The organism is Stutzerimonas chloritidismutans (assembly GCF_020783375.1).
GTDB lineage: Bacteria > Pseudomonadota > Gammaproteobacteria > Pseudomonadales > Pseudomonadaceae > Stutzerimonas > Stutzerimonas kunmingensis.
In genome coordinates, this window is record NZ_CP086067.1 from 598,665 (window position 1) to 613,329 (window position 14,665).

A 14,665-nucleotide genomic window follows, 5' to 3' on the forward strand; every position below is an offset into this window, starting at 1 on the left:
GCGTTTCAGGGAATAGGTTGATGCACGGTGACCAGCTTGGTGCCATCCGGGAAGGTGGCCTCGACCTGGATCTCCGGGATCATCTCCGGCACGCCTTCCATCACCTGCTCGCGGCTGAGCAGGGTGGTGCCGAAGTGCATCAACTCTGCGACCGTTCGGCCGTCGCGTGCACCTTCGAGCAGTGCCGCGGAAATGTAGGCCATGGCTTCCGGGTAGTTGAGCTGCAACCCGCGCCCCAGACGGCGTTCGGCCACCAGGCCGGCGGTGAAGATCAGCAGCTTGTCCTTCTCTCTTGGTGACAGATCCATAACACCTCCAGTCGTAGGGTGGACGTCGCTTTTCGCATCCACCGGCTCGTGGTCGAGACCACGCAGCGATCATTGGGCGGCACTTGGCAAGCGCCGGCGTAGGATGGGCAACGGCGCAGCCTTGCCCATCGGTCATTCAGGTACTCCAGATGCGAGGCGGTACCGCCTCGCGGCCCAGCAGTTCAGGGCGCAACAGCCGCCACAGATCGATCAGCCAGGCGCGCGCATGCAGCGCTTCGTCCGCGAGGCAGCGCGCGACCACCAGGCCGGGCAGCTGGGTCAGGTCGCCACGCACGCGGCTGGGTAGTTCACGGCAGCGTTCCATCAGCTCCGCGTTGATTTCGCCGCTGACGATCAGGGTCGCAAACACCGAATGCCCGTCGAGGCCGATCGGCGAATCCAGCAGGCCGTCGCCGCCGGCGATGCGCTGGCGTTCATGCCAGATGAGCTGGCCATCACGGCGGATATCCAGGCGCGCCTGGAAATGCCCGGCGTCGAAGCGCTCGCCTGCGGCCGGCCGGCCGAGCGCCACCATGTCCCAGTAGAACAGCCGCGCGTCGCCTTCCAGCTCGATGACCGTGCTCAGCTCGGCCTGCGCTGCGGAGTAGACGATGGTCTCCTGCGGTAGCCATTCCAGCGTGGCGCCGGTTTCGACGCGCAGGCGCAGGTCCTGAAGCGCCGGGCCGACTGCGCGATACCACTTGGCCGCACCGGGGCTGGTCAGTTGCGCCCAGGCACCGGCGGCAACCGAGACGCTGATATCCAGCCGATCCCCACCGGCAATGCCACCCGGCGGGTGCACGATGATGTGCTGACAGACCTCAGGTCCCTCTGGGTAGAGATGCTTCTGCACTCGCAGTGGCCCACTGTGTCGACGCAGCACCGGCCGCGTGGCACTGGCGCACAGCGCATAACCGAGCTCGAGCTCGGCATGCCAGTGGGGGGTGAACAGCGGTGCAGGGGCGTTCATGGGCGCAGGCTTTTCGATCTGTCGGTCAGGAAAGCAGAGCAATCGCCATGCCTGTTGTGCGCTGCTCTGGTGCGTCGTCCTGTGGCGCGGCCTGATAGCTCGGCGCTGCAGCGCTTTCCGCCGCGAGTTGGCGTCCTGATCAGGCGTCTCTGGCTGATGCTCCTGTGCTTCAGGCTGGTGCGTTGAGCGTTTGATGCGCCGTTGTGGTGCATTCTTCCGATCAGATCGCGACCAGCCCGCGTATGCCTTCGGCCTCCATCGTCTCGCCGCGCCCCTGCTGGATGATTTCGCCGCGGCTCATCACCAGGTACTGGTCGGCCAGTTCGGCGGCGAAGTCGTAGAACTGTTCCACCAGGAGGATCGCCATGTCGCCGCGGGCGGCGAGCTTTTTGATCACGACGCCGATCTCCTTGATCACCGAGGGCTGGATGCCTTCGGTGGGTTCGTCGAGGATCAACAGGCGCGGCTTGCTCGCCAGCGCGCGGCCGATGGCCAGCTGCTGTTGCTGACCGCCGGAGAGGTCGCCGCCGCGGCGGTGCTTCATTTCCTTCAAAACCGGGAACAGCTCGTAGATGAACTCGGGTACTTCCTTGGCTTCCTTGGCGTTGAAGCGGGACAGGCCCATCAGCAGGTTTTCCTCGACGGTCAGGCGGCCGAAGATTTCCCGACCCTGCGGCACGTAGGCGATGCCGGCGTGCACGCGCTGGTGCGGCTTGAAGCCGGTGATCGGCTTGCCCTCCCAGTTCACCGCGCCTTCCTTGGCCGGAATCAGGCCCATCAGGCACTTGAGCAGAGTGGTCTTGCCGACACCGTTGCGTCCGAGCAGGCAGGTGACTTCGCCGACCTTCGCCTCGAACGACAGGCCGCGCAGGATGTGGCTGCCGCCGTAGTACTGGTGCAGTTGCTGGACTTGCAGCATGTGCGACTCCTTCACTTGGTGGATAAGCCTCTGGCGTTATCCACCCTACGATTAGGTTTTGCGTTGATGCGGGCATGGGCGTTCGGCGTGCGTAGGGTGGATGACGCTTTACCCATCCACCGTGCAGGTCTTCGGTGAATGGCGCCAGTCATCTCCCTGTGAGCGGCTTACCGCCCCAGATACACCTCGATCACCCGTTCATCCGCCTGCACCTGTTGCAGCGAACCCTCGGCCAGCACCTGACCCTGATGCAACACGGTGACGTGGTCGGCGATGGTTTCGACGAAGCCCATGTCGTGCTCGACCACCATCAGCGAATGCTTGCGCGCCAGGGACTTGAACAGCTCGGCAGTGAATTCCGTTTCGGCGTCGGTCATGCCGGCCACCGGCTCGTCGAGCAGCAAGAGTTGCGGCGATTGCATCAAGAGCATGCCGATCTCGAGGAACTGCTTCTGCCCGTGGGACAGCAGACCGGCCGGGCGATGACGCGACTGGCCGAGGCGGATGGTCTCCAGCACTTCGTCGATGCGGTCCTTCTGCTCGCCGTTGAGCTTGGCTCTCAAACTCGCCCATACCGACTTGTCGGTTTTCTGCGCCAGCTCCAGGTTCTCGAACACCGAAAGCGCTTCGAACACCGTGGGCTTCTGGAATTTGCGACCGATGCCGGCCTGGGCGATGTCCACCTCGCTCATGCGGGTCAGGTCCAGGGTTTCGCCGAACCAGGCGCTGCCGCTGGTAGGGCGCGTCTTGCCGGTGATGACGTCCATCATGGTGGTCTTGCCGGCGCCGTTGGGGCCGATGATGCAGCGCAGCTCGCCGACGCCGATGTACAGGCTGAGGTCTGTCAGCGCCTTGAAGCCGTCGAAGCTGACGTTGATGTCTTCCAGGCTGAGGATGGTGCCATGGCGTACATCCAGGCCTTTCCCGGCTACCCGGCCGAGGCCGATGGCATCGCGGGTCAGGCCACCGCCGGTGGGGTCGAAGCCGTCGATGACGGCGCTGCAAGGTACGGTTTTCATCATTCGCCCCTCCGCTTGATAAGGCCGATGACGCCCTTGGGCAGGTACAGGGTGACGATGATGAACAGCGCGCCGAGGGCGAACAGCCAGTATTCGGGGAAGGCCACGGTGAACCAGCTCTTCATACCGTTGACGATACCGGCGCCAAGCAGTGGGCCGATCAGCGTGCCGCGCCCGCCGAGGGCGACCCAGACGGCGGCCTCGATGGATTGCGTCGGCGCCATCTCGCTGGGGTTGATGATGCCGACCTGCGGCACATAGAGCGCACCGGCGAGGCCGCAGAGCACGGCCGACAGCGTCCAGATGAACAGCTTGTAGCCGCGCGGATCGTAGCCGCAGAACATCAGGCGGTTCTCGGCATCGCGCAGGGCGGTGAGCACCCGGCCGAACTTGCTGCGCGCCAGGCGGAAACCCAGGTACAGGCTGCCGGCCAGGAGCGCCACAGTGGCGAGGAATAGCGTGGCGCGGGTCGCCGGCGCCGAAATCGAGAAGCCGAGAATGGTCTTGAAGTCGGTGAAGCCATTGTTGCCGCCGAAGCCGGTCTCGTTGCGGAAGAACAGGAGCATGCCGGCGAAGGTCAGCGCCTGGGTCATGATCGAGAAGTACACGCCCTTGATCCGCGAGCGGAAGGCGAAGAAGCCGAAGACGAAGGCCAGCACGCCGGGCACCAGCACCACCAGGCACATGGCCCAGAGAAAGCTCGACGTGCCGTACCAGTACCAGGGCAGTTCGTTCCAGGCGAGGAAGCTCATGAACGCCGGCAGGCCGTCACCGGCGCTCTGCCGCATCAGGTACATGCCCATGGCGTAACCGCCGAGGGCGAAGAACAGGCCGTGGCCGAGGGACAAGAGCCCCGCGTAGCCCCAGACCAGATCCAGCGCCAGGGCGACGATGGCGTAGCAGAGGATCTTGCCCACCAGGGTCAGGGTGTAGGCCGAGACGTGCAGGGCATGCTCGGCCGGCAGCAGGTGCAGCAGCGGCATGGCCAGCAACACGACCAAAGCGATACCGAGGGCGACGGCGGTGAGCTTCGGCCCGGCTTTCTGCGCGGCGGTGAGGGTAAGTGGCTGGTTCAATCGATGACCCTCCCCTTGAGAGCGAAGAGCCCCTGCGGACGCTTCTGGATGAAGAGGATGATCAGCGCGAGGATGAGGATTTTGCCCAGCACGGCACCGATCTGCGGTTCGAGGATCTTGTTGGCGATGCCCAGACCGAAGGCGGCGAAGATGCTGCCGGCCAGCTGGCCGACACCGCCAAGCACCACCACCAGAAAGGAGTCGATGATGTAGCTCTGGCCGAGATCCGGGCCGACGTTGCCGATCTGGCTAAGTGCAACACCACCGAGGCCAGCGATACCGGAGCCCAGCCCGAAGGCCATCATGTCGATACGCCCGGTGGGCACGCCGCAGCAGGCGGCCATGTTGCGGTTCTGCGTGACCGCGCGCACGTTCAGGCCCAGACGTGTCTTGTTCAGCAAGAGCCAGGTCAGGAGCACCACGAACAGCGCGAAGCCGATGATCACCATGCGGTTGTACGGCAGCACCAGGTTCGGCAGCACCTGCAGGCCACCGGACAGCCAGCCGGGATTGGCGACCTCGACGTTCTGCGCGCCGAACAGCACGCGCACCAGCTGGATCAGGATCAGGCTGATGCCCCAGGTCGCCAGCAGAGTTTCCAGCGGGCGGCCGTAGAGGTGGCGAATAACCGTGCGTTCCAGCGCCATGCCGATCGCGGCGGTGACGAAAAAGGCTACCGGCAGCGCCACCAGTGGGTAGAACGCCAGCGCTTCAGGGGCGAGACGCGCCATCAGCACCTGCACCATGTAGGTGGTGTAGGCGCCGAGCATGAGCATCTCGCCGTGAGCCATGTTGATCACGCCGAGCAGGCCGAAGGTGATCGCCAGACCGAGGGCGGCGAGTAGCAGGATCGAGCCCAGCGACAGGCCGCTGAAGGCCTGGCCGAGTAGTTCGCCGATCAGCAGTTTGCGTTTGACCTGGGCCAGGCTGGTCTCGGCGGCCTTGCGCACGGCGGCGTCGGTTTCCGCCGCGTCGGCCAGCAGGTTTTCCAGCCTTACCCGCGCCAGCGGAGCACCGGTTTCGCCAAGCAACCGCACGGCGGCGAGGCGCACGGCCGGATCGCTCGCGGTCAGCTGCAGGTTGGCTAGCGCCAGGGTCAGCGCTTCGCTGACGGCAGCATCTTCCTCTACGTCCAGGCGCTGCTGGAGCAGCTTGAGCTGCTCCGGCTTGCCGCTGCGCTGCAGGCGCTTGGCCGCAGCGAGGCGCTGCGCGGGGTCTTCGGCGAACAGCTGGTGGCTGGCCAGAGCGGTGTTGAGCAGACCACGCAGGCGGTTGTTCAGGCGCAGCTTCTTCGGCGTGCCGACCGGCTCGGCGTCGCCTTCGAGGGCACGGTAGGCCCCGTTTTCCTCGATAAAGGGCGTCTTGTTCTGGTCGATCACCACGCGGCTGGCGCGCAGCGCTTCGATCAACGGCAGGCGCTCAGGCGCGGGCACGGCGGCCCAACTTTCCAGCAGCTTGGCCTGTTTGGCGGGGCTGGCCTTGGCGTAGTCGGCTGCGTCTCCGGCCTGGGCCGCCCAGGGCAGGGCGAGCAGGAGCAGCAGCAATAATCGGTGCAGGGCAGTGTTCATCTGTGCATTCCCCAGGGGGCGCCGTGTGCTCTCTTGGCGGAGCTGGCGGCGGTGGGCAGGCGGATGAGATCGTCTCGACTACGCGTCTCGATCCGCCCGACGAAAGGCGAGTGATCGCAGGGTGGATCGGGACGCGGAGTTGGCGCGTCATCCATCCACCGCAGCGACCGCAGCGGTTAGTTCGACTTCACCGCGTGATCCGGCTTCTTGTCGTTGCCGGGGATGTACGGGCTCCACGGCTGCGCGCGGACCGGGCTTTCGGTTTCCCAGACCACCGAGAACTGACCGTCGTCCTGGACCTCGCCGATCATCACCGGCTTGTGCAGGTGGTGGTTCTTCTCGTCCATGGTCAGGGTGTAGCCGCTTGGCGCCTCGAAGGTCTGGCCAGCGAGGGCGTCGCGCACCTTGCCGACGTCGGTGGTGCCAGCTTTCTCGACTGCCTGCGCCCACATGTTGATGCCGACGTAGGTGGCTTCCATCGGGTCGTTGGTCACGGCCTTGTCGGCGCCAGGCAGGTTCTGGGCCTTGGCGTAGGCTTTCCACTTGCTGACGAAGGCTTCGTTGACCGGGTTTTCAACCGACTGGAAGTAGTTCCAGGCGGCCAGGTGACCAACGAGCGGCTTGGTGTCGATGCCACGCAGTTCTTCCTCACCGACCGAGAAGGCCACGACCGGAACGTCAGTGGCTTCCAGGCCCTGGTTGGCCAGCTCCTTGTAGAAGGGCACGTTGGAGTCGCCGTTGATGGTCGACACCACGGCGGTCTTGCCGCCGGCGGAGAACTTCTTGATGTTGGCGACGATGGTCTGGTAATCGCTGTGACCGAAGGGGGTGTAGACCTCTTCGATGCTCGATTCCGGCACGCCCTTGCTGATCAGGAAGGCGCGCAGGATCTTGTTGGTGGTGCGCGGGTAGACGTAGTCGGTGCCGAGCAGGAAGAAGCGCTCGGCGCCGCCGCCGTCTTCGCTCATCAGGTACTCGACCGCCGGGATGGCCTGCTGGTTTGGCGCCGCGCCGGTGTAGAAGACGTTCGGCGACAGCTCTTCGCCCTCGTACTGCACCGGGTAGAACAGCAGGCCGTCGAGTTCTTCATAGACCGGCAGTACCGACTTGCGCGACACCGAGGTCCAGCAACCGAAGGTCACCGCCACCTTGTCCTGAGCCAGCAGCTGGCGCCCTTTCTCGGCGAACAGTGGCCAGTTGGAGGCTGGGTCGACCACCACCGGCTCGAGCTGCTTGCCGAGCACGCCGCCCTTGGCGTTGATCTCGTCGATGGTCATCAGCGCCATGTCCTTGAGCGAGGTCTCGGAGATGGCCATGGTGCCGGACAGCGAATGCAGGATACCGACCTTGATGGTCTCGGCGGCCTGCAGGGTGAACGGGAACAGGCCGCTGAGCATCAGGGCGCTGGCGGCGAGGGTGGTCTTGATCAGAGGACGGCGTTTCATTGTGGGGCTCCTTGGCTGTCCGTGCGCAACTGTGGGCTGAAAACATCGGAACGCCAGGAGTAATGGCAGCATCCGTGCCAAATGGCTCAAAGCCTTCTGTGACGCAGCTTTGCGCCGATCTGGGGTTGATCGGGCTGCTTTCGCGGTGAGCCATGCTGGTGCACGCAAAGGCCGGTGGTGCACCGCGGGAGGCCGCTTTGCCCGATTTCAGTGCCGCGCCGAGTGGCTGCGCCACTTGCAGCTGCCGGGTGTCACTTCTAGCATGGCCGGCCCGTATCGAGACCCGTCGCCATGCCCCGTCCACCGCGTCCTCCATCCTCGCGTCCGCCTGCACGAACCGCGCGCCCATCCGCGCCGCGGCGCGTCGCCAAGGCACCGCCGGCCGAGCCACGCCTGTTGCTGCTGAACAAGCCGTTCGACGTGCTGACGCAATTCAACGATGCCGATGGCCGCGCGACGCTGAAGGATTACGTGCAGGTGCCGGGCGTCTATCCGGCCGGCCGGCTGGATCGCGACAGCGAGGGGCTGCTGCTCTTGACCAACGACGGTCAGTTGCAGGCGCGTATCGCCGACCCCAAGCACAAGCTGCCGAAGACCTACTGGGTGCAGGTCGAGGGTGAGGTCAGCGCCGAGCAGCTGCAGCGCTTGCGCGATGGCGTCCAGCTCAATGACGGCCTGACCCTGCCTGCCGAAGCGCGGCAGCTGGACGAGCCCGAGCTATGGCCACGCAACCCGCCGGTGCGCTTTCGCAAGAGCGTGCCGACCAGCTGGCTGGAATTGGTGATTCGCGAGGGGCGTAATCGCCAGGTCAGACGCATGACGGCGGCGGTCGGGTTGCCGACCCTGCGTCTGGTGCGGGTGCGCATCGGGCCGTGGGCGCTCGATGGCCTGCAGCCGGGTGAGTGGCGGGAGTTGCCGGCGCAGCTGTAGTGCACCGGCTGGCGCCTCAACTCAGTGCGGGATGCCCTGAGTGACTTCGATGACGTAACCGATGACCGGCTTGGCGAGAAAGGCGAACAGACACAGGCCTAAACCGAGAAACAGGATGGCAGTGCCGAGGCGACCGGCCTTCGACTTCTTGGCCAGGTCCCAGATGATGAACGCCATGAAGGCCATCAGCCCGCCGACGAGCACGATCATCATCCACTTTTCGAAAACTTCGGGCTCCACAGGGATCTCCTGAGTGACTTCGAGGAATGCGCCCGTGGCAGGCCGGGCGCGAAAGCGGCGCAGTATACGCCGGCATTAGTCGGCGCGTGTGCCACCGCTGGTTGGACGGTCGAGCTCGGAAAGCGTTCGGATCGCGCGAGGCGGGCGCCGGTGCGGCGAAATGTCTCACCGGTATTCAGTAGGCCGCCTTGATCACGTCGATGCCCTTGTTCAGCACCGTGCGCCAGGCCTGCAGGTCCTGCTGTTGCAGCTCCCCGTCGTGCTGGCCGATGGTTTTCAGCAACGCCGCGATCCACAGGTCATAGAGTTCCGGGTGGATATTCAGCTGCTCGCGTGAATGGCTTTTGCCCAGCGCGCGGAGTTTGGTATCCGGCATGCCGCGGGCGAACAGCACCAGATTGAGAATGCCGGCGCGCAGCAGCTGTTTCTGCGCGGTCATGTCGGTGCGCACGAACTTCTCCCGGATCGCCGGCGAGCTGGCGAGGAAGGACGCATAGAAGTCATCGAAGAAGTCGGGACTGGCGCAGCAGCGGCCGTAGCTCTGCATGACGCGGTTGGTGTCTTTCATGGGCATTCCCTTGCACGAGGGCATTTTGCAGCGAGGCCCGCCGGTGAGCAGGCGATGGACGATCCGCCCCGGCCGGGATCATCCGTATGCGAGGCGGTGCAGAAGGGGGCGGATTATAGGCAGCAACCCTGCGAAGTGTGGGGCGAAAGCTGTGAGCGGTGTCTCAGCTGCGCAAATGCTCCAGCGGCAGCTCCGTACTCGATGACACCTGGCGCAACACGAAGCTGGAACGCACGCTGGAGACGCCTTCGATGCGCGTCAGGGTGCCGAGCAGAAACTGCTGGTAATGCTCCATGTCGGGCACCACGACCTTGAGTTGGTAGTCGGCGTCCATCCCCGTGACCAGGCTGCATTCGAGCACCTCCGGGCATTTGCCGATCACGCCTTCGAAGTGCTCGAAGCGCTCCGGTGTGTGCCGGTCCATGCCGATAAGCACGTAGGCGGTAAGGGTCAGGCCGAGCTTCTTGCGGTCGAGCAGGGCGACCTGGCGGGCAATGTAGCCGTCGTCTTCCAACTGTTTGACCCGGCGGGAGCAGGGCGAGGGTGACAGGCCGATGCGTTCTGCCAGTTCCTGGTTGGAGATGCGGGCGTCGTGCTGCAATTCGGCGAGGATGCGCAGGTCGTAGCGATCTAGTTTGCTCATGGAGAGGCTCGCTTGGGAATGGATTGCGCGTGATGATGAATGCAGGGTGATTGATTGCGCAAGTGATGCTTTGGTCAGCAATATTCGCAATCCGGTGCTGGGTGGTGCGGCGTAAGCTTTATCTCAACTTCAGCCCCCGGCAGAAACGGACACGGCGCAGCATCCCCGCCGTGACCACCGAAGGTCTTACCAAGACCGACGGTCCGGGCCCCCGGTGCTCACGAGGCGCCGCGCGAAGAAGCCGTTATCATCGGCCAGACGAATCGAAGAGACCACGCCCAGGCGTGGTCTTTTTCGTTGTGAGCGTTGTGGTGGTGCCTTGGAAATGGAATCCGAAAACTCCAGTCACCGCTTCGGCGGCGCTACCTCAAGCGGATCGGCATGCACCAGCACCTCCGCATTCGGATAGCGATCGTGAATCGCGTTCTCCACCGCCACGCACAGATCATGCGCCTGCGACAGCGGCAGGTCCCCCGGCAGCTCGAGATGCAACTGCACGAACCAACGGGTGCCGGAAATGCGTGTGCGGAAGTCATGACAGCCATGCACGCCCGGCACTTCGCAGACCAGCTTCTGCATCTGCTCGCTGATCTCCGGCGACAGTTCGGTATCCATCAGCACCGCGCCGGCCTCACGGACGATGGTGATGGCGCTCCAGAAGATGTACAGCGCGATACCGATGCCGAACAGTGCGTCCAGTCGCTCCCAGCCGAAGCTGGCCAGCACCAGCGCGAGCAGGATGCTGGTGTTGAGCAAGAGGTCTGAACGGTAGTGCAGCGAGTCGGCGCGGATGGCGGTGGAGCCGGTCACCTTGACCACATGATGCTGATACCTCAGCAGAATGGCAGTCATCACCAGCGAGAAGATCATCACCGCGATGCCTACACCCTGGGCGCCCAGCGGTTGCGGATGCAGCAGGCGGTCGACGCCTTGCACGCCGACGAGTATCGCGCTGACGCAGATGAACGCCGCCTGGCCGAGCCCGGCCAGCGCCTCGGCCTTGCCGTGACCGTAGCGATGGTCGTCGTCGGCCGGGCGCAGCGAGTAGTGCACCGCGAGCAGGTTGAGCAGCGACGCGGCGCCGTCGAGCAGCGAATCGGTGAGGCCGGCGAGCAGACTCACCGAACCGCTCAGCCACCAGGCCACGGCCTTGCTCAGCGCCAGCAGGATCGCCGTCGCCAGGGCCGCAGCGGTCGCCCGGCGCATGAGCCGGGCGTGGTCACGATTGATGCTCATCGCTGGCCGTTATCCGCGCGAGTCATCAGGCCGCAGGGCGCAGACCGAAGGCGGCCAGTTGCTCGACGCTGCCGTTGTGCTGGATCAGGCGCGGGTCGTCCAGCGGCAGGCTGCGGCCGATTTCCTTCTCGATGATGGCTTTCAGGCGGGCCTGATCGATCTGGCCGTCGGAGCCAATGGCTTCCTGCAGCTTTTCCGGGGCCATGGAGTACTCGTCGTCGGGCAGGTAGATCGCGCCGGTGGCGAAGTCGACGCCGAAGGCGATCAGGCCGGGGAGGAGGTAAAAGATCAAACCAACCGCATTCAAAGCTGCAATCGCTGGGTCTATGCGGCCTTCGATCTGCCCACGGCGATCCGGGTAGAACAGCGTGCCGCAGGCGGTCAGCTGGGTGAACAGGGAAGCGGCCAACACGCCGCCGATGATTCGGTTACGAGTACGCATAAGGACCTCCTGGAAAAGTGGCGCAACTATACAAGGGCCGGAAGACAGCTGGATGATGTTTTCTCGATATCAGACCATGCCGCGGGCTCGGGTGTTCGGCGTGTGCGCTGACGCATGGGGTGGCTTTACCCAGTCCTTACCGAGGCCTGACGGACCGCTGCATCGGCCGGGCAGATAATCGCGCTGCGATTTCATCCCATCCCGGAGTTCAATCATGTCCAGGTCACTGCCGCGCGCCGCGCTTGGCGCCGTTCTTTCCCTCTGCATCGCCTTGCCAGTCACCGCCGCACCACCCGGTCCCGGGCCGGGTGCGCATAGAGGGCCGGCGGGACCGGGGCCGCAGCATGTGCCGGGTCCGCGTCACGGCCACGGTCTGCCGGCCGGTGCGCGGGAAATCTGGATCGGCAGCATGCTCTACTTCATCGCCGCCGGTACCTATTATCTGTGGAATGTAGAGCGCAATGTCTACGAGCCGGTCAGTCATCCGCCGCTGCCGGCCAGCGAGGCCTCGCGATATGATGTCATCGCCTATCCGGCCAAGGGCCAGAGCGCCGAGCAGCAAAGCCGCGACCGCTACGAGTGTCATATCTGGGCCGTGAGCCAGAGCGGTTTCGATCCGGCCAGCGCTCGGACGGCTCCGGCGGCGAGCGTTGCCGACACCTACAAGCGCGCCCTTGGCGCCTGCCTGACCGGACGCGGCTATAGCGTCAACTGATGCGCCCAGCTTCGGGCGGGCGCCTCGGTTGTTGAATCGTCTGCCCGAAGCGAGTGCCCATGAATTCCCTACCGATCGACGAAGTCCTGCCGGCGTTGCGCCAGGCCCTGCAACAGCGCGACGAAGCCGTTCTCGAAGCACCGCCCGGCGCCGGCAAGACCACTCGCGTGCCGCTGGCGCTGCTCGACGAAGCCTGGCTGGGCGGGCAGAGCATCATCATGCTGGAGCCGCGCCGTCTGGCTGCCCGCGCAGCGGCTGAGCGGCTGGCCAGTGAGCTGGGCGAGCGCGTCGGCGAAACCGTCGGCTACCGCATCCGGCTGGAAAGCAAGGTCGGGCCGACCACGCGCATCGAGGTAGTCACCGAGGGCATTCTCGCGCGGCGGCTGCAGGACGACCCGGCGCTGGAAGGCGTCGGCCTGGTGATCTTCGACGAATTCCATGAGCGCAGCCTGGACGCCGATCTGGCCCTGGCGCTGACGCTCAATGCGCGGCAGCTGCTGCGCGACGAGCCGCTCAAGCTGCTGCTGATGTCGGCGACGCTGGAGGGCCAGCGCCTGTCGGCACTGCTCGACGATGCGCCGGTGGTGCGCAGCGAGGGGCGCATGCATCCGGTCGAGCAGCGCTGGGGTCGTCTCGTTGCGGCGAATGAGCGTATCGAGCCGCGCGTGGTGCAGACGGTGCTGCAGGCGCTGGAGGACGAGCAGGGCTGCGTGCTGGTGTTTCTGGCGGGGCAGGCCGAGATCCGTCGGGTCAACGAAGCGCTCGCCGATCAGCTGGGCGGGCGCGGTGACATCCTGCTCTGCCCGCTGCACGGCGAGCTGGAGCTGGCGCAGCAGCGCGCGGCCATCGAGCCGGCACCGGCGGGCATGCGCAAGGCGGTGCTGGCGACCAACATCGCCGAGACCAGCCTGACCATCGAAGGCGTGCGCATCGTGGTGGACGCCGGACTGGCGCGGGTGCCGCGCTTCGATCCCGGCAGCGGCATGACCCGGCTGGAAACCCGGCGCATCTCCCGCGCTTCGGCCACGCAGCGCGCTGGCCGCGCCGGGCGGCTGGAGCCGGGTGTCTGCTATCGGCTGTGGTCCGAGGATCAGCACGCACAGCTGGCGGCCTATGGCGAGGCGGAAATCCTCCAGGCGGACCTTGCTGGTGTCGCGCTGCAACTGGCGCGCTGGGGTGTCGAGCCGGACGAGCTGGCCTGGCTCGACCGGCCGCCGGCGGCGGCTTACGCCCAGGCTCAGGCGCTGCTCGAGCGCCTTGGCGCATTGCAGCGCAACGAACATGGCGGCTGGCAGCTGACCCGCCACGGCCAGGCCATGGCCGAGTTGCCGGCACACCCGCGGCTGGCGCACATGCTGCTGCGCGGGCATGGCTTGGGTATTGGCGCGCTGGCGGCGGACGTCGCGGCGCTGCTGGTCGAGCGTGACATTCAATCCGGCGAGCAGCGCAGCGGCGGCGCCGATCTGGCGCTGCGTCTGCACCAGTTGCAGAGCGGCCGTGGTGCTGCGGTGCAGCGGGTGCGGCAGCTGGCCCGGCAGTTTCGTGGCCTGCTGCGCGGCGCTCCGGGGCAGGGCGACGGAGCGCTGGACGAACAGCACGCGCTGGCCACGCTGCTGGCTTTCGCCTACCCCGACCGCGTCGCCCGGCAGCGCCGCGAAGGTGGCGGTGGTTATCGTCTGGCCAACGGTCGCGCGGCGCTGTTCGGTGAGCCGGATGCATTGATGAAGGAGCCCTGGCTGGTGATCGCCGAGCTGGGCAGCCATCAGGGACAACGCGAGGAGCGCATCTACCGGGCGGTCGCGCTGGACCCGGCGCTGTTCGACGGACCGCTGGCCGAACAGGTGTCTCTGCGCGATGAGCTGGAGTGGGACGAGCGCGAGGGCGTGCTGCGCGCCGAACGGCAGCGGCGGATCGGCGAACTGGTGCTCAGCCGCGAACCACTGCCGAACCTCGACGATGACGCACGGGCTCGCGCGCTGCTCGGCCTGGTTCGGCGCAAGGGCTTGGAACTGCTGGCCTGGACGCCGGAGTTGCGCCAGTGGCAGGCGCGCATCGGCCTGCTGCGTCAGCTCGATCTGGACGCAGGCAACAGTAGCGACTGGCCGGACGTCAGCGATGCTGCACTGCTGGAACGGTTGGATGACTGGCTGCTGCCCTATCTCGGCAAGGTGTCGCGCCTGGCGCACTTCGCCCAGCTTGATCTGGCCGGCATGCTCGCCACGCTGCTGCCCTGGCCGCTGCCGCAGCGCCTGGACGAGCAGGCGCCGGTGGCGGTCAGCGTGCCGTCCGGCTCGCGCATTCGGCTGGACTACAGCGAGCAGCCGCCGGTGCTGGCGGTGCGTCTGCAGGAGCTGTTCGGCCTGGCCGACACGCCGCGGATTGCCGGTGGCCGACAGGTCGTCAAGCTGCACCTGCTGTCGCCGGCGCGGCGTCCGGTACAGGTCACCCAGGACCTGGCGAGTTTCTGGGACAACACCTACGCCGAGGTAAAGAAGGATCTGAAGGGGCGCTATCCCAAGCATTACTGGCCGGACGACCCGCTGATCGCCGAGCCGACCGCACGGGCCAAGCCACGCGGGCAATAGG

The 14,665-nt window shown here is 65.8% G+C and carries 15 protein-coding genes; 3 read left to right on the forward strand and 12 right to left on the reverse strand.

The features are described from left to right. Nucleotides 1-5 precede the first annotated feature (5 nt). From LLJ08_RS02715 to urtA, 7 genes are all read right to left on the reverse strand, one after another. Complete coding sequence (locus tag LLJ08_RS02715) at nt 6-308, reverse strand: urease subunit gamma (RefSeq protein WP_228208150.1); 303 nt, start codon at nt 306-308, stop codon at nt 6-8. A gap of 136 nt (nt 309-444) precedes the next feature. Further along, on the reverse strand, nt 445-1,278 hold the full coding sequence (locus LLJ08_RS02720; protein ID WP_228208151.1) for an urease accessory protein UreD: 834 nt from the start codon (nt 1,276-1,278) through the stop codon (nt 445-447). A 220-nt stretch (nt 1,279-1,498) separates the two neighbouring features. Then, nucleotides 1,499-2,197: an urea ABC transporter ATP-binding subunit UrtE gene (urtE, locus tag LLJ08_RS02725; RefSeq protein ID WP_041015925.1), complete on the reverse strand. Its 699-nt coding sequence runs from the start codon at nt 2,195-2,197 to the stop codon at nt 1,499-1,501. Nucleotides 2,198-2,364: 167 nt separating this feature from the next. Then, on the reverse strand, nt 2,365-3,216 hold the full coding sequence (gene urtD, locus LLJ08_RS02730) for an urea ABC transporter ATP-binding protein UrtD (RefSeq protein WP_014819001.1): 852 nt from the start codon (nt 3,214-3,216) through the stop codon (nt 2,365-2,367). Continuing rightward, the gene (gene urtC, locus LLJ08_RS02735; RefSeq protein WP_041015926.1) at nt 3,216-4,292 is read right to left on the reverse strand and encodes an urea ABC transporter permease subunit UrtC; all 1,077 of its coding nucleotides are present in this window, start codon (nt 4,290-4,292) and stop codon (nt 3,216-3,218) included. Before urtC ends, urtD begins: the two co-directional genes overlap by 1 nt. Continuing rightward, nucleotides 4,289-5,860 carry an urea ABC transporter permease subunit UrtB gene (gene urtB, locus LLJ08_RS02740; protein WP_042927576.1) on the reverse strand — a complete coding sequence of 524 codons (1,572 nt, stop codon included), beginning with the start codon at nt 5,858-5,860 and terminating at the stop codon, nt 4,289-4,291. Before urtB ends, urtC begins: the two co-directional genes overlap by 4 nt. Before the next feature lie 176 nt (nt 5,861-6,036). After that, nucleotides 6,037-7,305, reverse strand: coding sequence for an urea ABC transporter substrate-binding protein (urtA, locus tag LLJ08_RS02745; RefSeq protein WP_228208152.1), 1,269 nt, complete (start codon nt 7,303-7,305; stop codon nt 6,037-6,039). Between the two features lie 291 nt (nt 7,306-7,596). Here urtA and LLJ08_RS02750 point away from each other — a divergent pair, with 291 nt between their 5' ends. After that, nucleotides 7,597-8,235: a pseudouridine synthase gene (locus LLJ08_RS02750; protein WP_228208153.1), complete on the forward strand. Its 639-nt coding sequence runs from the start codon at nt 7,597-7,599 to the stop codon at nt 8,233-8,235. A gap of 21 nt (nt 8,236-8,256) precedes the next feature. On the opposite strand, the gene LLJ08_RS02755 is transcribed toward LLJ08_RS02750, so the two are convergent. From LLJ08_RS02755 to LLJ08_RS02775, 5 genes are all read right to left on the reverse strand, one after another. Further along, nucleotides 8,257-8,475 (reverse strand): DUF2788 domain-containing protein, encoded by a 219-nt coding sequence (locus LLJ08_RS02755; RefSeq protein WP_003298283.1) that lies wholly within the window; start codon nt 8,473-8,475, stop codon nt 8,257-8,259. A gap of 175 nt (nt 8,476-8,650) precedes the next feature. Then, nucleotides 8,651-9,043, reverse strand: coding sequence for a globin (locus tag LLJ08_RS02760; protein WP_003298284.1), 393 nt, complete (start codon nt 9,041-9,043; stop codon nt 8,651-8,653). Between the two features lie 163 nt (nt 9,044-9,206). After that, the gene (locus LLJ08_RS02765; protein WP_014819005.1) at nt 9,207-9,686 is read right to left on the reverse strand and encodes an Lrp/AsnC family transcriptional regulator; all 480 of its coding nucleotides are present in this window, start codon (nt 9,684-9,686) and stop codon (nt 9,207-9,209) included. 345 nt (nt 9,687-10,031) lie between these two features. Further along, nucleotides 10,032-10,922, reverse strand: coding sequence for a cation diffusion facilitator family transporter (locus LLJ08_RS02770; protein ID WP_228208154.1), 891 nt, complete (start codon nt 10,920-10,922; stop codon nt 10,032-10,034). 25 nt (nt 10,923-10,947) lie between these two features. Further along, the gene (locus LLJ08_RS02775) at nt 10,948-11,364 is read right to left on the reverse strand and encodes a polyribonucleotide nucleotidyltransferase (protein ID WP_228208155.1); all 417 of its coding nucleotides are present in this window, start codon (nt 11,362-11,364) and stop codon (nt 10,948-10,950) included. A gap of 214 nt (nt 11,365-11,578) precedes the next feature. On the opposite strand from LLJ08_RS02775, the gene LLJ08_RS02780 reads away from it, so the two are divergent. Next, the gene (locus LLJ08_RS02780) at nt 11,579-12,079 is read left to right on the forward strand and encodes a hypothetical protein (RefSeq protein ID WP_228208156.1); all 501 of its coding nucleotides are present in this window, start codon (nt 11,579-11,581) and stop codon (nt 12,077-12,079) included. Between the two features lie 59 nt (nt 12,080-12,138). Beyond that, a complete protein-coding gene (gene hrpB / locus LLJ08_RS02785) occupies nt 12,139-14,664 on the forward strand; it encodes an ATP-dependent helicase HrpB (RefSeq protein ID WP_228208157.1) in 2,526 nt (841 codons plus the stop codon). The last annotated feature ends 1 nt before the right edge of the window (nt 14,665 follow it).